At 75.9% G+C, this 18,077-nt stretch carries 17 protein-coding genes; 11 read left to right on the top strand and 6 right to left on the bottom strand.

Annotated elements, in window-relative coordinates; genetic code table 11:
• Window positions 1–2 precede the first annotated feature (2 nt).
• From P9841_RS06280 to P9841_RS06295, 4 genes are all read right to left on the bottom strand, one after another.
• Window positions 3–1,142 carry a glycosyltransferase family 2 protein gene (locus tag P9841_RS06280; protein ID WP_283321175.1) on the bottom strand — a complete coding sequence of 380 codons (1,140 nt, stop codon included), beginning with the start codon at window positions 1,140–1,142 and terminating at the stop codon, window positions 3–5.
• Between the two features lie 138 nt (window positions 1,143–1,280).
• Window positions 1,281–1,799 carry an acyltransferase gene (locus P9841_RS06285; protein WP_283321176.1) on the bottom strand — a complete coding sequence of 173 codons (519 nt, stop codon included), beginning with the start codon at window positions 1,797–1,799 and terminating at the stop codon, window positions 1,281–1,283.
• Between the two features lies 1 nt (window position 1,800).
• On the bottom strand, window positions 1,801–2,946 hold the full coding sequence (locus P9841_RS06290) for a glycosyltransferase family protein (RefSeq protein WP_283321177.1): 1,146 nt from the start codon (window positions 2,944–2,946) through the stop codon (window positions 1,801–1,803).
• Window positions 2,943–3,815, bottom strand: coding sequence for a glycosyltransferase (locus P9841_RS06295; RefSeq protein ID WP_283321178.1), 873 nt, complete (start codon window positions 3,813–3,815; stop codon window positions 2,943–2,945). The genes P9841_RS06290 and P9841_RS06295 overlap by 4 nt, the downstream gene beginning before the upstream one ends.
• A gap of 177 nt (window positions 3,816–3,992) precedes the next feature.
• Between P9841_RS06295 and lhgD the strand changes: the two genes are divergently transcribed.
• Both lhgD and P9841_RS06305 read left to right on the top strand, forming a co-directional pair.
• Complete coding sequence (gene lhgD, locus P9841_RS06300) at window positions 3,993–5,213, top strand: L-2-hydroxyglutarate dehydrogenase (protein WP_283321179.1); 1,221 nt, start codon at window positions 3,993–3,995, stop codon at window positions 5,211–5,213.
• A gap of 50 nt (window positions 5,214–5,263) precedes the next feature.
• Window positions 5,264–6,382 carry a glycosyltransferase gene (locus tag P9841_RS06305; RefSeq protein ID WP_283321180.1) on the top strand — a complete coding sequence of 373 codons (1,119 nt, stop codon included), beginning with the start codon at window positions 5,264–5,266 and terminating at the stop codon, window positions 6,380–6,382.
• Window positions 6,383–6,547: 165 nt separating this feature from the next.
• Here the strand turns inward: P9841_RS06305 and P9841_RS06310 are convergent, their stop codons facing one another.
• Window positions 6,548–7,387 (bottom strand): polysaccharide deacetylase family protein, encoded by an 840-nt coding sequence (locus tag P9841_RS06310; RefSeq protein ID WP_283321181.1) that lies wholly within the window; start codon window positions 7,385–7,387, stop codon window positions 6,548–6,550.
• A gap of 155 nt (window positions 7,388–7,542) precedes the next feature.
• Window positions 7,543–9,216, bottom strand: coding sequence for a GMC oxidoreductase (locus tag P9841_RS06315; RefSeq protein WP_283321182.1), 1,674 nt, complete (start codon window positions 9,214–9,216; stop codon window positions 7,543–7,545).
• Between the two features lie 212 nt (window positions 9,217–9,428).
• Here P9841_RS06315 and P9841_RS06320 point away from each other — a divergent pair, with 212 nt between their 5' ends.
• From P9841_RS06320 to P9841_RS06360, 9 genes are all read left to right on the top strand, one after another.
• Complete coding sequence (locus tag P9841_RS06320) at window positions 9,429–9,749, top strand: hypothetical protein (protein WP_283321183.1); 321 nt, start codon at window positions 9,429–9,431, stop codon at window positions 9,747–9,749.
• Window positions 9,746–10,669, top strand: a complete 924-nt coding sequence (locus tag P9841_RS06325) for a hypothetical protein (protein WP_283321184.1) — start codon at window positions 9,746–9,748, stop codon at window positions 10,667–10,669. Before P9841_RS06320 ends, P9841_RS06325 begins: the two co-directional genes overlap by 4 nt.
• Window positions 10,666–11,958, top strand: coding sequence for a peptidoglycan-binding domain-containing protein (locus tag P9841_RS06330; protein ID WP_283321185.1), 1,293 nt, complete (start codon window positions 10,666–10,668; stop codon window positions 11,956–11,958). Before P9841_RS06325 ends, P9841_RS06330 begins: the two co-directional genes overlap by 4 nt.
• A complete protein-coding gene (locus P9841_RS06335; protein WP_283321186.1) occupies window positions 11,955–12,647 on the top strand; it encodes an ABC transporter ATP-binding protein in 693 nt (230 codons plus the stop codon). Before P9841_RS06330 ends, P9841_RS06335 begins: the two co-directional genes overlap by 4 nt.
• Entirely contained in the window at window positions 12,644–13,858 is a 1,215-nt protein-coding gene (locus P9841_RS06340; protein WP_283321187.1) for an ABC transporter permease, read from the top strand. The genes P9841_RS06335 and P9841_RS06340 overlap by 4 nt, the downstream gene beginning before the upstream one ends.
• Before the next feature lie 162 nt (window positions 13,859–14,020).
• Window positions 14,021–14,845 carry a glucose-1-phosphate cytidylyltransferase gene (locus P9841_RS06345; RefSeq protein ID WP_283321188.1) on the top strand — a complete coding sequence of 275 codons (825 nt, stop codon included), beginning with the start codon at window positions 14,021–14,023 and terminating at the stop codon, window positions 14,843–14,845.
• A 4-nt stretch (window positions 14,846–14,849) separates the two neighbouring features.
• Entirely contained in the window at window positions 14,850–15,878 is a 1,029-nt protein-coding gene (locus P9841_RS06350) for an NAD-dependent epimerase/dehydratase family protein (protein ID WP_283321189.1), read from the top strand.
• A complete protein-coding gene (rfbC, locus tag P9841_RS06355; RefSeq protein WP_283321190.1) occupies window positions 15,875–16,462 on the top strand; it encodes a dTDP-4-dehydrorhamnose 3,5-epimerase in 588 nt (195 codons plus the stop codon). The genes P9841_RS06350 and rfbC overlap by 4 nt, the downstream gene beginning before the upstream one ends.
• Window positions 16,459–17,742 carry an NAD(P)H-dependent oxidoreductase gene (locus tag P9841_RS06360; protein ID WP_283321191.1) on the top strand — a complete coding sequence of 428 codons (1,284 nt, stop codon included), beginning with the start codon at window positions 16,459–16,461 and terminating at the stop codon, window positions 17,740–17,742. Before rfbC ends, P9841_RS06360 begins: the two co-directional genes overlap by 4 nt.
• Window positions 17,743–18,077: the final 335 nt, after the last annotated feature.

Here is an 18,077-nt window from a genome sequence, read left to right on the forward strand (position 1 = left end):
GGTCACTCGTCCGGGTGGCGCTCCCGCGTCCCGGACGGCTCCGGTGCAGCCGCGGCGCCCGGGCCGCCGGTGCCACCCGGAGCATCGGGGCCACCCGGGCCGTCAGTGCCAGCCAGGCCGTCCGGGCCACCCCGGCCGTCGGCCGCGAGCCCCGCGACCTCCGCGGGCGGGAACGGCTCGGGGTCCGGCAGCCCGCCGAGCGCGTACCCGAGCCCGAACCCCGTCGACCAGGACAGGCGCGCCACGTCGCCCCTCGACCGCACGCGCGCGAGCTCCCCCGCGACCGTCCCGGCGCGGCGCGCGACGCGGACCGGCCTGCTGCGCAGCAGCTGCCGCCGGGGCGCCGGGACGACCGGCGCGGTGACGTCCGCCGGCGGCGCGGGCTCGTGGTGCACCGCGAGCGCCTCGCGGACGTCGCCGTAGCGCGCCGCCAGCCAGCGCTGCCCCATGCCGCTGTGCCGGCCCTGGTCCCAGGTGTCGCGCAGCCCGTGCCGCAGCCGCATGTGCACGACCGCCGCCGGCTCGAACTCCAGCCGGCTGCCGGCGAGCTGCGCCCGCCAGCACAGGTCGGTGTCCTGCAGCCACCGCGCGCGGGGGTCGAAGCGCCCGATGCGGTGGAACAGCTCGCGGCCGATGCCGAGGTTGCTCGCCGCCGCGCACGGGAGCCACGGCAGCGGCTCGGTGTACTGGAGCCCCTCGACCTGCGGCAGGGCGCGCGACCGGCGGGCCGACCGGTCGTTGAGGCGGTGCCACTCGAGGCGCCCGGCGACCACGCCCGTGCGGTCGACCGCGGCGCCGAGGGCGTCGATCCACCCGGGGGCGACGACGTCGTCCGCGTCGCAGAACAGCAGCGTGCCGCCGCGCGCCACCTCGGCCGCCGCGTTGCGCGCCGCTCCCGCGCCCGGCGTCCCGGAGGCGTCCACGAGGCGTGCCTGCGGCAGCCAGGAGCGTGCGTCCTCGACGACGTCGCGGGTGCCGTCGGTGGAGCCGTTGTCGGCCACGATGACCTCCCAGGACCGCTCGGCGCGCTGGGCCGCGAGGGCGCGGAGCTGGTCCGGGAGGGTGGCGGCGGCGTCGCGCGCGGCGATCACCACGGAGACGGTGACGGGGTCGGGATCGGCGTGGCGGTCGGACGCGCGCATGGTCCCCCTCTGGGTCAAATCATGACATTTCACCCATCGAAGCACGCACCTGTCCGGCCCGCACGCCGTGGCACCGCGGGCCACGCGACCCGGCGCCCCGTCCGTCTCGGCCCCGCCCCCGGCCCCCGGGGGACCCGGTCAGTACCGCTCGGGCCCGTAGTCGATCCGGTAGTGCTGCTCGCGCGGGCGCTCGCCGATCGGCTTCGCCGGCACGCCCCCGACGACCGTCCACGGCGGCACGTCCTGCGTGACCACCGCGCCGGCCGCCACCACGGCGCCCTCGCCGATCGTCACGCCCCGCACCACCGTGGACCGGCTCGCCAGCCACGCCCGGTCCCCGATGACGATCGGGCCGAGCCGCCCCGCGAACCCGGGGTCGCGCAGGTCGTGGTCCGCCGTCACCAGCAGCACGTGGCTGGCGATGACGACGTCGTGCCCGATGTCGATGCCGCCGCGCGCGTCCACCTGGCAGAACCGCCCGACGTGGCAGCGCCCCGCGATCCGGAGGTTGCCCGGCTCCAGCACCTCGGAGCCTCCGAACAGGTACACGTGCTCGCCGAGGTCCGCCCCGAGCCGGCGCAGCGTCGCGATGCGCAGCGCGTTGCTCGGCACGTGCGTGATGACCCGGTTGAAGACCAGCTCGCCCCGTCGTCCCACCTCAGGCCTCCTTCCCGCGGGCCGCGCCCGCGCGCTCCGGGTCCCGCGCACCGCCCAGCCGCGCGGCGATCGCCCCCGGCACGTGCTCCCGGCGCACCAGGTCGCGCCCGGCCTGCGCCCGGTCCAGCCGGTCCGCCGGGTCCGCCACGAGCGCCTGCACGGCGGCCAGCAGCGCCCGCTCGCCCGGCTCGCCGTCGCCGACCACCACCACCCGGGCCTCGTCGAACAGGTGCGACGCGCCGCGGGAGTCGTTGGTGACGACCGCGCAGCCGTGGCCCAGCGCGGCGACCAGCGGGCCGCTCACCGCGAAGGCGCCGCCACCGCCCCACCCGTCGCGCCGCCACCGCACGACGACGGCGGCGCGCGCGAACGCGGCCCGGACGTCGGCCTCCGGCAGGAACCCCAGCAGCCGGACGCGGTCGGGCACGCCCCGCGCCGCCGCCTCCTGGCGCAGCCGCTCCTCGGTGGCCGGCGAGGCCGCCCCGACGACGAGCGTCCAGCCGGCGGGCAGGTCCCCCGCCGCCCGGACCAGCGGCAGCACGTCGGCCGCGTCCGCGACGTAGCCCGGGACGAGCACCTCGGTCCGCCCCTCGACCGGCGCCTCGGCGACGGCACCGACGTGCGGCACGTCCTGCACCGGGCGGGTGAGCCGGTGCGCGTGCTCGAGGGCCCGGGCGCCGGCCGGCGACAGGCACAGCACCCGCTCCGCGCGCTGCAGCAGGTCCCGCTCCGCCCGCCGCCCGAGCACGGCCGAGAGGGCCGCGGCGACGCGGCGCCCCCCGCGACGGTCGAGCAGGGTGGTGAAGAAGGCGCCGCCGGAGAGCTCCGGCACGTCGTGCACCATCAGCCAGACGCGCCGCCCGCGCCGGGCCAGCCACCAGGCCGCCCAGAACTCGGCGAGCCCCCGCCCGGCCTGCTCGACCACGAGGACGTCGGCGGGGTCGCGGCGCGCGAGCCGCCGGGCGAGCCGCACGGCCAGCACCGCCGACTGCGACGCCCCCGGCTCGGGCGGCAGCTGCTCGACGTCCACCTCCCCGAGCTCCTCCAGCACGGGGCGGAACGCCTGGGCGTAGGCCGCGACGCCGCTCGGGCTGGGCGGCAGGCGCGTGACGTGCACGAGCCGCAGCCCCGCGGGGGCCGCCGTCACCGGGCTCCCCGCGAACCGCCGCGGGCCGCGCCGCGCACGCCGTCCCGGACCCCGACGGCGGCGCGCTGGACGCCCTCGACGGCGCCCAGCAGCCGCGTGCGGCGCCGCGGCACGTCCTGCGTCAGCCGGCCGGTGCGCTCGTCCTCCAGCAGCGAGCCGTACAGGTGCCCGAAGGTGTGCAGCGCGGCGACGGCGAACCCCGCGCGGCCGTCGCGCCAGACGCCGGAGTAGACGGTGGACCGCAGCAGCTCGCGCAGCAGGGCCACGGGGTCGTCCAACCGGGTGAACCGTCCGGGGTTGTTCGCGGCGTACCGCAGGATCTTCTCGGTCGTCTGGGCGACGGAGCGGAAGTTCAGGTGGGCGATGGCCGGCACGGACTCCGGCGCGTCGATGCCGCGGCCGTCGAGCACCGGCGGGACGTGGGCGAGCGCGGGCTCGGCGTAGTGCGCCCGCCCGCGCCGCAGCAGGGCGAACTTGGCGCTCCCTCGCAGCGAGTGCTCCAGCAGCCGGCCGAACGCCACGTTGTCGTACCGCAGGCGCACGCCGGCGACGTCGTCGGGACCGTCGAGCACGGGCTGCAGGGCCGCGCGGAACCCCGCCGGGAGGTGCTCGTCCGCGTCCACGAACAGCACCCAGTCGCTGGTCGCCGCGTCGAGCCCGAGCTGGCGCACCTGCTCCACGACGGGCGCGTCCGGGACCGGCACCAGGCGCGCCCCGTGCTCCGCGGCGACCGCGGAGGTGTCGTCGCGCGACCCCATGTCGCAGACGAGCACCTCGTCGAAGCCGGCCAGCCGCGGCAGGCAGTCGCGCAGCAGGTCGGCCTCGTCTCGGGAGTACACGACGGCGCTCACGGTGCCCGGGGAGGTCATGGCGTCGAGCGTAGGTGGGGGTCCCCCGGAGGCGGCACCGCCTCCAGGGTGAATTCCGGCGAAAGCGGACATAGCGGGCATCGCGGACGGCTAGCCTCGCGGTGCGGACAGGGGGTCCGCCCACCGCCCGGTCGCGGCGGCCAGCGGCCCGACGGGGCCACCCGGAAGGAGCACGGCATGAGCCACGTCCTCGTCGTCGGCAGCGGCATCGTCGGGCTGGCGGTCGCCGCCCGCCTCGCCGCGCGCGGCGACCAGGTCACCGTCCTGGATAAGGAGGACGGGCTGGCCCTGCACCAGACCGGTCGCAACTCCGGTGTCGTGCACTCCGGCCTGTACTACCCGCCGGGCAGCCTCAAGGCGACGATGGCCGCCGCGGGCACCCGGTCGCTCACCGCCTACGCCCGCGAGCGCGGCGTCCCGGTCGAGATCTGCGGGAAGCTCGTCGTCGCCACCTCCGAGCGCGAGCTGCCCGGCCTCGAGAAGCTCGCGGACCGCGCCGTCGCCAACGGGGTGCCGGCCCGCCGCCTCACGCCGGCCGAGGCCCGCGAGTACGAGCCGCACGTGCGGGCGGTCGGCGCGCTGCGCGTCGAGTCGACCGGCATCGTCGACTACCCCGGCGTGTGCCGCGCGCTCGCCGCGGACGTGGAGGCGGCGGGCGGCAGCGTCGTGCTCGGCGAGGAGGTGCTCGCCGCGCGCACCGTGCCCGACCGGCCCGGTGCCCGCGGCCGCGTCGAGGTGCGCACCGACAAGGCGGACCGCGAGGTCGACGCGCTCGTCGTCTGCGCCGGGCTGCACGCCGACCGCATCGCACGCGCGTGCGGGCTGGAGCCGGAAGCGCGGATCGTGCCGTTCCGCGGGGAGTACTTCGAGCTCACCCCCGAGGCCGGCGAGCAGGTGCGCGGGCTGATCTACCCCGTGCCGGACCCGCGGTTCCCGTTCCTCGGCGTGCACCTCACGCGCGGCATCGAGGGGCACGTCCACGCCGGCCCGAACGCCGTGCTCGCGCTCGCCCGGGAGGGCTACACCTGGCGCGACGTGTCGCCGGGCGACATGGCCGACGCGCTGGGCTGGCCCGGGCTCTGGCGGCTCGCCGCCCGCAACCTCGTGCCGGGTGCGGCCGAGGTCGGCCGCTCGCTGTCCACGCACGCGTTCGCCCGGAGCCTGTCGCGCCTGGTGCCCGGCATCACCGCCGGGGACCTCGTGCCGGCCCCGGCAGGCGTCCGCGCGCAGGCGCTGCGCCGCGACGGCGGGCTGGTCGACGACTTCCTCGTGCAGACCACCGCGCGCCAGGTGCACGTCCTCAACGCGCCGTCCCCCGCGGCCACGGCGTCGCTGGAGATCGCGCGCCACATCGTCGAGCAGCTCGACGCCACCCTCCCCCTGGAGCACGCCGCGTGAGCCTGCCCACGGCGACCCCGGCAGCGAGTACCTGGTCGAAGGAGACCACGATGCGCATCGCCCTGATCGTCCGGCACCCCGTGCTGCCGGAGGTGACCGCCGGCGGCATCCTCGACCTGCACCACCTGGCCCGGGAGCTCGTGCGCGCGGGCCACGTGCCGGAGGTCGTCGCGACGAAGTACGGCGGACGACGGCTGCTGCCCCGCCGCGCCCTGCAGCGGCTGCGGCCGCACCACCCGGCCGCCTGGGCGGACGACGCCCAGGGGTACCGGACCACGCGCTACGGCCCGTGGTCGATGCGGGCCGGCGTCGAGCGGCGGCTGGACCACGGCGACTGGGACGTGGTCGCCCTGCAGGACGTGGCCACGTTCGACCTGGTCGAGCCGGTGCACCGCCGCGGGATCCCCCTGCTGATCCGCATCGTCGCGATGCAGGAGGTCGACGAGCTCGCGCGGCGCAGCGCCGCCGACCCGCGCTTCGCCGCCGTGCTGCGCGACCCGCGGGTGCGCGTGGTCAGCAACTCCCGCTACGTCGCCGGCCGGGTCCGGGACGCGCTCGGCCTGGAGACCCCCGTGGTCTACCCGCCGATCGACCTCGGCGACTGCCGCACGACCGGGCACGACCCCGTGCACGTCACGATGGTCAACCCCCGGGACGTCAAGGGCATCGACACCACGCTCGCGGTCGCCGCGCTGCTGCCGCACCGGCAGTTCCTGCTGCAGGAGGCGTGGGCGCTCGACCCGGAGGAGCGCGACGCCCTGCTCGCCCGGCTGCGCACGCTGCCGAACGTGCGGCTCGCCCCGGTGACCGACCGCATGGCGGAGGTCTACCGGCGCACCGCGGTCCTGCTCGCGCCGTCCCGGGTGGTCGAGACGTTCGGGCGCGTGGCGCTCGAGGCCGCGGCCAACGGCATCCCCGTGGTCGCGACGCGCGCCGGCGGGCTGCCCGAGGCGGTCGGCCCCGGTGGCGTGCTCGTGGAACCGTCCGCGGGCCCGCGGACGTGGGCCGGCGCCGTCGAGGGCCTGCTCGCGGACCCGGCGCGGTACGCCCGCGTCGCCGCCGCCGGCCGGGCGCACGCGGCGCAGCCGGCGTTCGACCAGAGCGTGGTGGCCGCCGCGATCCTGCGGGTCGCGCTCAGCGCGGCGGGCGGGACGACGCTGGCCGCCTGAGTGCGCCGGATGTGCCGAGTGCGCCGGATGTGCCGCGTGCGCTGAATGTGCCGAGTGCGCTGAATGCGCTGCGCCGAGTGCGCCTGAGCCCATCGGCGTCTGCACGCGCAGACGCCGGGCCCCTGATGGAGGGAGGGGCCCGGCGCCGGTCGGTGGACGCGCTGGTCAGCGCATCATGTCGCGCATCATCGCCCGCACGGGCGGGTACTCGGAGAGCAGCTCCCCCGCGGTGCGCGTGCGGTAGCCGTCCGCCGCGATCCGCCGCAGCAGCGCGTCGAGCACGGCGGCGCGGTCGTGGCGGGGCAGCTCCGACGGGTCGGACGCGGTCTCCGGGTCGGCCCGGGTGTCGTGCATGAGCACGAGCGCCCCGGGGTGCAGCGAGGCGTACGCCCGGCGCACCATCTCGTCCTGCTCGCCGTGGTACCAGTCCTCCACGGAGGACGACCACAGCACCACCCGCAGGCCCTGGCGCGCCCACCCGCGGCGCTGCCGCACGGTGTGCGAGCCGTACGGGGGCCGGAACAGGTGGATCGGCCGCCCGGCGATCTGCTCGACGACGGCGCGCGACTCCGCCACCACGCGCATGGACTCCTCGTACGGCACCTGCGCGAGCCGGCGGCGGTGGTCGCGGCTGTGCAGCGCGAGCTCGTGCCCCTCGGCGACGATGCGCCGCACGAGGTCGGGGTGCTGCTCCGCGGCCTCGCTGAGGACGAAGAACGTGGCGTGCGCGCCGCGCTCGCCCAGCACGTCGAGCAGGCGCGGCGTGTGGTGCGGGTCGGGGCCGTCGTCGAACGTCAGCGCCACCACCCGGTCGAGCGTCTCGACGCCGACGAGCGCCGCGAGCGGCTGCAGGACGGGCCGCGCCAGCTCGACGACCGCGCGCCGGGGCAGCGGCCGCGGCGCGGGGTCCCCGAACTCCCCCATGTCGCGGCGCAGCACGACGCGCCCCCGACCGGGGTGCAGCCGCGGGGCGGACTGCTCGCGGGGGACGAGAGGTGTCGGCATGGGGGCCTCCTGCGCGGCGGGCCGGGCCGGGTGGCGCCGGGCGGCGCGCTCACGGTGCGTCGGCGGGGTGGGCTGGCCGGGCCAGTCTGCCCGCCTGGGGGCGCCCTGGATGTCCGATTTGCGGCTTTTCACCCCATCGCCGGAACGCGGGTCGTTCACCCGAACGTGGCGAGGACCTCCTCCGCGAGCCGCGACGCCAGCGCCACGAGGGTCAGCGTCGGGTTCGCGAAGCCGCCCGTCGGGAACACCGACGTGCTCGCCACGTACAGGTTGCCCAGCCCGTGCACCCGGCAGTCCGGGTCCACGACGCCGAGCGCCGGGTCGGCGTGCATCCGCGTCGTGCCCAGGTAGTGGTTGGTGGAGGAGCCGAGCACCACGGGGTCCACACCCGCGAGCGCCGGGCGCAGCTCCCCCAGCCCCGCACGCCGGACCGCCTCGGCGACCAGCGCGTGCGCGCCCGCCGCGGCGCGGGCGTCCTCGGGCGTCCACCGCCAGTCGACGCGCAGCCGCCGGACCCCGAACGCGTCGGTCTGGTCCCCGAGCGTCACCCGGTTGCCCGGGTGCGGCGCCTGCTCCGCCTGGTGCAGCACCCGCAGGTGGTCGAAGTGCCGCGACGGCCGCCGGAAGGTCGACCACCCGCCGTGGCCCACGTAGGTCGAGCGCCGCCCGCCGGAGTGCAGGGCCTGGCGCAGCACCGACCCGCCGCCCGAGATCGCGCCCCACAGGTCCGCCGCGCCCGGCAGCCGGCGCGCCCGCAGCGCGTCCCGCACCGCGACCGCCGACCGCCGCGCCGCCGCACCCCGGTCGTCGCCGGCCTCCGGCTCGCGCTGGCTGGCGTGCCGCGGGAAGAACATCGTCGACAGCTGCGTCACGGGCTCCGACCGCAGGGCGTCGTCGCTGAGGCGCAGGTGCCCCATCACGGGCACGCCCTCGATGGTCCGCAGGTCGTACAGCGCCATCTCGTCCACCAGCGACCGGTCCGCCGGCTCCAGCACGCCGCCGTCCACCAGCGGGTGGTCCATGAAGTTCCGGCCCAGCGGGTCGGTGCCGCGCGCCCCGCCCGCGCGCTCCAGCGCCCGCCGCACGCCGGTCGAGCCGAGCATGAGCTGGGTGGTCGCCAGCCCGCCGCCCGCGAGCACGACCGTCGGCGCCCGGAACACCACCTCGCGCCCCGGCACGCTCATCGTGCGGACCTCCGTGACGCGCGTCGCGCCCGGGTCGGTGCGCAGCTCCACGACGTACGCGTGGTGGAACACCGTGCAGGACGGGTCGCCGGCGACGGTCCGGATGTGGCGTTCCGCGAACTCCCGCCGGTCGGCGAACTGGAACACGTCCGTCGTCACCACCGCCTCGTCCAGCGGCAGGCGGGTGGCACCCGGGCGCTCCCACGGGTCGGCCGCGTACCCCTCGGGCCGCAGCCCGAACAGCTCCTGCGCGCGCCGGAAGCCGGGCTCGAGGTCGGCCGGCGTGATCGGCCAGCCGCTCCCCGGCAGCCACGGCCGGGCCTCCAGGTCCGCGTCCGACAGCGGCACCAGGCGCAGCCCGCGCCGCCCCCCGCCGAGGTCGACGCTCCACAGGTTCGCGTTCCCGCCGACCCGCCGCGTGCCGCTGATCTGGTCGACCGTCCCGAACTCGAGCCCGTCCGCGGCGAGCTGCAGCCGATCCGCCTCCGGGTCCAGGTCCGGGCCCCCGGACTCCAGCACCGCGACGGTCAGGCCCCGGGCGAGCAGCCCCAGGGCGACCGTCACGCCGGCCGGGCCGGAGCCGACGACGCAGACGTCGGCCGTGCGGACAGCTCCCGGACGCAGCGTGCGCGCGTCGACGATCATCGCCCCTCCCCCGGGTCCGTCCGCTCGCTCCTCGGGCGGACGGGGAAGTCCTACACCCTCCGCGGGTCCGCGCGGGAGGGGTGTCCGGGTGAGAACCGGGCGACCGAGCGGGACCAAGGCCCCACGGGCCGCCGCGGGGCGCCTCGTACGGTGCCCGCAGGCAGCCAGCCGCATGCCTCTCATCCGACGACGGATCGACCTCGAGGACAGACGTGCGGCACACGAGACGAACGCTCCTGGCAGCCCTGGCGACAGCCCTCCTGCTCATCTCCGGCGGCGCCACCGCCCAGGCCGGCGACGGGTCGTGCAACGCCGGCTACATCTCCGCCAACGGCAAGCAGTGCCGGCAGACGCGCTTCTACGAGCACGCAGCCGACACGAACGGCCAGCCGTACGGCGCCTACGTCACGCTCAACAGCCGGACCTGGTCCTCGACGTTCAACCGCGACCCCGACCTGCGCAACGGCGCCTGGACGGTGACGAGCGACTTCAACGACCGGATCAGCGGCTTCGTCCACACGAGCTGCGGGTGAGGCCCCGCCAGACCCGGCGACCGGCGGCAGGAGCCGGCGCAGGGCTGCTCGTGGTCGCCCTCCTCGTCGGCTGCGGTGCGAGCGACCGAGCCGCCCCGACGCCGACGACGGCGCCCGGTCTCGACCTCGGCGCGACGCTCGACAGCGCGAGCGGTGCCGTGACGCTGCCGTTCGAGCGGTTCATCGCGTCCGGCGAGGAGGAGGCCCTGTTCGACGCCGCCCGGGAAGCGCTCGTCGCCCGGTGCGCCCAGGAGCTCGGGGTCCCGTACTACGGCATCGAGCACTCCTACCCCGAGGAGTACCGCTCGGACATGGCCTGGGGTCCGTGGACCGTCGACCAGGCCGAGCGGTTCGCGAACACGCTGCCGCTGACGCCCGCGGACCAGGTCGCGAACGGGCTGGTGCCGGCGGGATCCGCCGCCGCAGACCGCTACCACCCGAACTTCGAGCTGACCGACGACCAGCGCGCCGCGGTGGAGTCGTCCTGCACCGACTCGGAGGACTACCGCTACTTCGAGCAGGTCGGCGTCGGCGACGGCCCCTGGGACGAGCAGATCGCGCCGATCTGGAACTCCCTCCCGGACCGCGACGACGTGCAGACGCTGCTCGGCGAGCTCGGCGCCTGCTACCGGGCGGCGGGCCTCCAGCCCGTGACGGGGCAGCCCTGGCTCGTGACCGCCGGGTCCTGGGAGATCAGCGAGGAGCAGGTCACCATCGCCCTGCAGATCGTCACGTGCAAGGACGAGGTCGACTTCACCCGGCGGATCGCCGGCATCGAGGCGGGCCTGCAGGCCGCGGTCGTCCTGGAGCACGCCGACGAGCTGGTGGCACAGCGCGCCGAGCTCGACGCGGCGGTGCAGCGCGCGCGGGAGGTGCTCGCCGAGAACGCCGACGTCATCCACCACGGTGCCGGGTCGTGACTCCCCGGGCCGGACGAGCCGGGGCGGCAGGTCGACGCCGGGGTCGCTGGATCGCCGTCTGGGCCGGCGCCGCGGCAGGTGCGGTCGTCCTGGCGTTCGCCGCGGGCGCACTCGTCCGCTCCCCCTGGGACGACGCCGTCGACGCGGGGGCGACGCGCCCGGAGGTCACCGCCGTCGTCGAGCACCGGTCGCTGGTCCTCGACACAGCGGCGACACGGGGCGAGGTCCGGCTGGGCACCGACGTCGTCGTCCCGGCGCCGGCCGCGGAGCCGGTGGCCATGGTGACCGCGGTGCGGGTCGAGCCGGGGCAGCGGGTCGACGCCGGCGCCGCCCTCGCTGACGTCGCGGGCCGGCCCGTCATCGCGTGGACGCTGCCGTTCGGCCCCTACCGGGACCTCGTCCCCGGGGACGAGGGTCCCGACGTCCGTGAGATCCAGACCGCGCTGACCCGCTCGGGTCACTACGGCGGTGCCGTCGACGGCGTCTACGGCACCGCGACCGCCCGGGCCGTGGACGCGCTGTACGCCGCGGTCGGGGCAGAACCGCCTCCGCCGGAAGCGGACGCGGTCGAGGCGGCGGCGCGGACTCAGGACCAGGTGCGGGCGGCGACGGAGGCCCTCGCCGCTGCCCGCGCCGAGGACGGGTCGCCCACCGCGGGGACGACGCAGGCGGCGCAGGACCTCGACCGCGCCCGCCGAGAGGCTGCCGCAGCGGTGCTCGCGGCATCGACGCCGCTGCCGCGCGGGGAGATCGCCCTGGTGCCCGAGAGCGGGGCCGTCGTGACGCAGATCGCCGCGCTCGGCACCGACCTCTCGGACGGCGGGGTCCCGCTCGCGACGCTCCGTGCGGGCGTCCCGCAGGTCCTGGCGCGCGTGGGGGTCACGAACGCGTCCGCCTTCAGCGTCGGGACCGAGGTGGAGGTGCGCGGCGTCGACGGCACGGCCCGCGCCGTCGCGACCGTGAGCGCCGTCTCGGAGTTCCGGGCCACCGCGACGGACGCCGGGCAGGCACCGGGATACGACCTCCAGCTCGAGCTGGACGCAGCCCACTCGTTCGCCCACGAGGACGACGTGCTGCTGGTGCCCCTCGAGGGCACGCCGGCGCTGGAGGGCCTCGCAGTCCCGCTCACCGCGATCCGCGACGACGAGCACGGCGCCTACGTCCTCGTCAGCGGAGGGGCTGCTCCGCGGAAGGTCGAGGTGGACGTGGAGGGCACCGCGCAGGGATGGGCCGTCGTCTCGGGCCGGGACCTCGAGGTCGGCGACCTCGTCGTGGTGCAGATCGGATGACCGTCGTCGAGCTCGACGGGGTGACCAAGTCCTACCCCGGGCGCGAACCGGTCCCCGTGCTGCGGGACGTGGGGCTCTCGGTGCGGGCCGGGGAGCGCCTCGCGGTGGTCGGGCGGTCCGGCGCGGGGAAGTCGACGCTCCTCAACCTGCTGGGTCTGCTCGACGTGCCCACCTCCGGCCGGTACCGGCTGCTCGGGTCCGACACGTCACGGCTCCGCCGCGGCGACCGCGACCGGCTGCGGTCGGGCACCATCGGCTTCGTCTTCCAGGAGCACCACGTCCTCGGGCACCGGACGGTGGGCGAGAACGTCGACCTCGCGCTCGCAGCGTCCGGCGTGCCGCACCGGGACCGGCCGACCCTGGTCGACGCAGCGCTCCGGCGGGTCGGCCTCGGGGCGCACGTCCAGGCGCGCAGCGGGCTGCTCTCCGGGGGCGAGAAGCAGCGGCTCGCCGTCGCCCGGGCGGTCGTCACCCGACCGAGGCTGCTGCTCGCGGACGAGCCGACCGGGAACCTCGACGACGAGAACGCCGCCGACGTCCTGCGGCTGTTCCGCGAGCAGGCCGACGACGGCGTGGCGGTCGTCGTCATCACGCACTCCGCCCGGGTCGCCGCCTGGGCCCACCGTGTGCTGGAGGTCGCCGACGGCCGGCTGCGCGCGACGGCACCGCCCGCCGGAGCCCGTCCATGAGTCGTCTCGTCCGGGGCGGTCGCGTGACGTGGACGCGCGACGTGCTGCGCGACGTCCTCGTGGAGATGGGTGCGCGCCGCTCGCGATCGGTCCTGGCCGTGGTCGCCGTCGCTCTCAGCGTCGGTGCCCTGCTCGCCTCGGTGGGGCTGTCGCGCGCCGCGGCGCGCCAGGTCGACGCCGACCTCGCCGCCGCGACGCTCGACATGGTCACGGTCACGGTCGCCCACGCGTCGGGGACCGACGCGGAGGGGACGACGTTCCCCTCCGACGCGCCCGCCCGGGTGACGGCCCTGGCGCCCGTCGTCGGGGCGGGCCTGCGGATCGACGTGTCGCCTCTGCGCGCGACGTCCGTCACACGGGCGCCGGTCGCCGGATCGGACCCGCAGGACGCAGGCCTGCTCGTCTCGGGGATGACGTCGGGCTACCTCGAGGCGGCGCAGGCGGACGCCGGGCCGGGTGCGCGGTGGCTGGACCACGAGGAGCCCGTCGTGCTCCTGGGCGTCCGCGCGGCGGCCGCCCTGCACGTGCCCGTCACCGACGACCCCCGGGGCCTGAGCGTGTGGGTCGACGGACGACGCCATGACGTCGTCGGGTTCCTGGACGAAGGGCGCACGGACCTGGAGCGCGTCGTGGCGATCCCGTACCGCGGTGCCGTCAGGAGCGTCGGCGGCGACCGGGAGGCGCGGATGCTGATCCGCAGCGTCCCGGGGGCGGGGGCCGTCGTCGCCGACGTGGTCCGTCTGGCGATCAGACCCGACGCCCCAGCCGCGCTCGCCGCGTCACCGGTGCTCGACACCTCGACCGTCCGTGCCGGGGTCTCCAGCCGGCTGGGGCGTCTCGTCGGGTGGGTCGGTGCGCTGCTGCTCGCACTGTCCGTGCTGCTCATCTCGGGTTCCATGGCCGTCGGCGTGCTGACCCGGACCCCGGAGATCGGCCTGCGGCGCGCGCTCGGCGCCTCGCGCGGCACCGTCGCGGCCGTGTTCCTGGTGGAGGGTGCCGTGACAGGAGCCCTCGGCGGCCTCACGGGCGCGGCCCTGACCGCGTGGTCGGTCACCGCTGCCGCGGCCGCGAGCGGGTGGACGGCAGGGCTCGACGCGTGGTGGGTCGTCGTCGGGCCTGCTCTGGGTGCGGCCGTCGGCACCGTCTCCGCGGTCCGCCCTGCGCTGCGGGCGGCCGCGATCGAGCCGGCGCTGGCCGTCCGCTCGTCCTGAGCCTCGTCCGCGCGTGCCGGGCTGCCCGCAGGACCGTTCGGGCGAAATGTCCGACTTTCACCCGTTCATACCTGTCTGGGTGGAAATGCCCCGACTAGCCTCGGGGCCAGAGCCGGCAGTCCACGCGGCCACCACACCCCCGTCCCCCGCCCTGGAGGAGCCATGACCGCAGGCGAGCCCGACCCGGCCGACATCCCGGTGGTGATCCTCTGCGGCGGCATGGGGACGCGGCTGCGCGAGGCCAGCGAGAAGCTCCCGAAGCCGCTGGTCGACATCGGCGGCCGCCCGATCCTCTGGCACATCATGAAGACCTACGGCGAGCACGGGTTCCGCCGCTTCGTGCTGGCGCTCGGCTACAAGAGCGACCTGATCAAGCAGTACTTCCTCGACTACCGGCACCTCACGTCGGACTTCACGCTGCACCTCGGCGCGGACGGCGCCGGCTCCGAGCCCGTCTTCCACGGCACCGCCGCGAAGGAGGACTGGGAGATCACGTTCGTCGAGACCGGCCTGACGACGGCGACCGCCGCCCGCATCCGCCGTGTCGCCGACCACCTCGACGCCCCGCGGTTCGCCCTCACGTACGGCGACGGCATCGGGGACGTCGACATCACCGCCGCCCTACGCCACCACGAGGAGCACCGCCTGCTCGGCACGCTCACGGGCGTCCACCCGTCCAGCCGGTACGGCGAGATGCGCGTCGACGGCGACACCGTCGTGGAGTTCAACGAGAAGCCGACGCTCGCCGACGGCTGGGTCAACGGCGGGTTCTTCCTGTTCGAGCGGGAGTTCGTCGACAAGTACCTCGACGACGACCCGACCGTGATGCTCGAGAGCGCACCGCTGCAGCAGCTCGCCCGCGACCGCCAGCTCTCCGTGTACGAGCACGAGGGCTTCTGGATGGGCATGGACACGTTCCGTGACTGGACGGAGCTGAACGGACTGTGGGACGCAGGTCGCGCCCCCTGGAAGATCTGGGAGGACTGAGCGCGTGCGCATCCTGGTCACCGGCACCGAGGGGTACCTCGGGAGCCTGCTCGCCCCGACGCTGCTGGGCCGCGGGGACGAGGTCACCGGCCTCGACACCGGCTACTACAAGAACGGCTGGCTCTACAACGGGGTCCACGAGACGCCGCACACGCTCGTCAAGGACATCCGGCACGTCACGCCCGACGACCTCGCCGGGTACGACGCCGTGGTGCACATGGCCGAGCTGTCGAACGACCCCATCGGGGACCGCATCGGCGAGGTCACGTACGACATCAACCACCACGGCTCCGTCGCGCTGGCGTCCGCCGCGAAGCGCGCCGGGGTGTCCCGGTTCGTCTACATGTCGTCGTGCTCCGTGTACGGCGTCGCCGACGGGACCGTCGACGAGACCAGCCCGGTCGACCCGCAGACCGCCTACGCCCGGTGCAAGGCCCTGGTCGAGCGGGACGTCACCGCGCTCGCGGACGACGACTTCTCCCCGACGTTCCTGCGCAACGCGACCGCGTTCGGCGCCTCGCCGCGGCAGCGGTTCGACATCGTGCTCAACAACCTCGCCGGCCTCGCGTGGACGACGCACCGCATCGCCATGACGTCGGACGGCACGCCCTGGCGGCCGCTCGTGCACGGCCTGGACATCGCCAAGGCGATCCGCGCCGTGCTCGACGCCCCGCGCGAGTCCGTCCACGCCCAGGTGCTGAACGTCGGCGCGGACGCCAACAACTACACCGTGCGGGAGATCGCCGAGACCGTCGGCGCCGAGTTCCCCGGGTGCGAGGTGTCGTTCGGCGCGCCCAGCGCGGACAACCGGTCCTACCGGGTGTCGTTCGCGAAGATCCGCGAGGTGCTGCCCGGCTTCGACACCGACTGGGACGCCGCGGCCGGCGCCGCGCAGCTGCACCGGGTGTTCGAGCAGGTCGCCCTCGACACCGAGACGTTCACCGGGCGCGGGCACACGCGCCTCGCGCAGATCGAGCACCTGCTCAAGACCGGGCAGCTCGACCCCCAGCTCTTCTGGACGGTGAACCCGTGAAGTACACCCCCACCGCCGTCGACGGCGTGACGATCGTCGACCTGGAGCCGCGCGGCGACGACCGCGGGTTCTTCGCCCGGACGTTCGACACCACCGAGTTCGAGGCGCACGGGCTCGACACGACGGTCGCGCAGTGCAACCTGTCGTACAACCACCGTGCGGGGACGCTGCGCGGGCTGCACCGGCAGGTGCCCCCGTACGCCGAGGGCAAGCTCGTGCGCTGCACCGCCGGCGCGATCGTCGACGTGGCCGTGGACGTCCGGCCCGACTCGCCCACCTACGGGAAGCACGTGATGGTCGAGCTGTCCGCCGCGAACCGGCGCGCGCTGTTCATCCCGCCGTACGTCGCGCACGGGTACCAGACGCTCACCGACGACGCCGAGGTGGTCTACCAGGTCAGCGGCCCCTACGCGCCCGAGGGCGAGCAGGGCTTCCGGTACGACGACGCCGCGTTCGGCATCGAGTGGCCGGTGCCCGTCACCGTGATCTCGGACAAGGACGCGTCGTGGCCGCTGGTCGGGTCGGACGGAACGCCCGCGTCCGCGGGCGCGCCGGCGTCGGCGTCGGCCGAGGTGGCGCCGTGATCGTCGTCGACTCGCTGCTGCGCGCCCGGCAGGCCGACGGCGCCCCGATCCGGGTGGCGCTCGTCGGCTCGGGGTTCATGGGCCGCGGGCTCGTCAACCAGATCGTCAACTCCGTGCCCGGCATGGACGTCGTCGCGATCGCCGCCCGCCACCCCGAGCAGGGCGTGCGTGCCTACACCGAGGCCGGCCTGACCGGCGTGGTCGAGGTCGACTCCCCCGCCGCGCTGGCCCGGGCCGCCGCGTCCGGCACGCCCGCCGTCACCGCCGACCACCGGGTCGCGATCGCGTCCGACGCGGTCGACGTGGTCGTGGACGTCACCGGCGCCGTCGAGTTCGGGGCCCACGTGGCGCTCGCCTGCTTCGAGCACGGCAAGCACCTGGTGCTCATGAACGCGGAGGTCGACGCGACCGTCGGCGCCGAGCTCGCGCGCCTCGCCGACAAGGCCGGCGTCGTCTACACCGGCTGCGACGGCGACCAGCCGGGCGTGCAGATGAACCTGCACCGGTTCGTCACCGGGCTCGGGCTGACGCCGCTGGTGGCCGGCAACATCAAGGGCCTGCAGGACGAGTACCGCACCCCCACCACGCAGAAGGCGTTCGCGGAGCGCTGGGGGCAGGACCCGCACATGGTCACGTCGTTCGCCGACGGCACCAAGGTGTCCGTCGAGCAGGCTCTCGTCGCCAACGCCACCGGCATGTCCGTGCACCGGCGCGGGATGCTCGGCCGGGACCACGACGGGCACGTCGACGAGCTCACCACCCGGTACGACGTGGACGAGCTGCGGGCGCTCGGCGGGGCGGTGGACTACGTGGTCGGGGCGCGCCCCGGGCCCGGCGTCTACATCCTGGCCACCCACGACGACCCGAAGCAGCGGCACTACCTGGAGCTGTACAAGCTCGGCACCGGGCCGCTCTACTCGTTCTACCAGCCGTACCACCTGTGCCACTTCGAGGTGCCGACCACCATCGCGCGGGCGTTCCTGCTCGGCGACGCGACCATCCGGCCGCTCGGGGCGCCGACCGTCGAGGTCGTCACCACCGCCAAGACGGACCTGCCGGCGGGCACCGTGCTGGACGCGCTGGGGGGCTACCACTACTACGGCCAGGCGGAGAAGGCGTCCGTCACGCGCACCGAGCAGCTGCTGCCGGTGGGCGTCGCGGAGGGGTGCCGCCTGGTCCGGGACGTGCCGAAGGACGCCACCCTGACGTACGCCGACGTGGAGCTGCCCGAGGGCCGCCTGGTCGACCGCCTCCGCGAGGCCCAGTCCGCCCTGACCTGACCCCGCGCCAGACTCGCGTTCGGAGGCTCCGAACGTGCTCGGAGGGGTGCGCGCGCCATCGTGGTGGTCCGCGGACACCTCCGAGCACACGCGGACCTCTCCGAAAGCGCGCGGGACCTGCGAGAGCGCGCGGCACCCGCGAGAACGCGCGGCACCCGCGAGAGCGCGCGGCACCCGGGAACCACCCCAACTCCCCCAGTGCGGCCCGCCACCCCGGCACGTTCGGAGGCTCCGAACGCAATCGGAGGGGTGCGCGCGCCATCGTGGTGGTCCGCGGACACCTCCGAGAGCACGCCGACGCCTCCGAGCACGTTCGGAGCCTCCGAGGGGAACGA

Source organism: Cellulomonas sp. ES6 (genome assembly GCF_030053835.1).
In the GTDB taxonomy this organism is placed as follows: Bacteria; Actinomycetota; Actinomycetes; order Actinomycetales; family Cellulomonadaceae; genus Cellulomonas.

Excerpts from the sequence above, each read along its gene's own strand:
- P9841_RS06310 (WP_283321181.1), bottom strand. The coding sequence starts at position 7,387 with ATGCCGACACCTCTCGTCCCCCGCGAGCAGTCCGCCCCGCGGCTGCAC.
- P9841_RS06280 (WP_283321175.1), bottom strand. The coding sequence starts at position 1,142 with ATGCGCGCGTCCGACCGCCACGCCGATCCCGACCCCGTCACCGTCTCC.
- P9841_RS06295 (WP_283321178.1), bottom strand. The coding sequence starts at position 3,815 with ATGACCTCCCCGGGCACCGTGAGCGCCGTCGTGTACTCCCGAGACGAG.
- P9841_RS06345 (WP_283321188.1), top strand. The coding sequence starts at position 14,021 with ATGACCGCAGGCGAGCCCGACCCGGCCGACATCCCGGTGGTGATCCTC.
- P9841_RS06305 (WP_283321180.1), top strand. The coding sequence starts at position 5,264 with ATGCGCATCGCCCTGATCGTCCGGCACCCCGTGCTGCCGGAGGTGACC.
- P9841_RS06335 (WP_283321186.1), top strand. The coding sequence starts at position 11,955 with ATGACCGTCGTCGAGCTCGACGGGGTGACCAAGTCCTACCCCGGGCGC.
- lhgD (WP_283321179.1), top strand. The coding sequence starts at position 3,993 with ATGAGCCACGTCCTCGTCGTCGGCAGCGGCATCGTCGGGCTGGCGGTC.
- P9841_RS06340 (WP_283321187.1), top strand. The coding sequence starts at position 12,644 with ATGAGTCGTCTCGTCCGGGGCGGTCGCGTGACGTGGACGCGCGACGTG.
- P9841_RS06315 (WP_283321182.1), bottom strand. The coding sequence starts at position 9,216 with ATGATCGTCGACGCGCGCACGCTGCGTCCGGGAGCTGTCCGCACGGCC.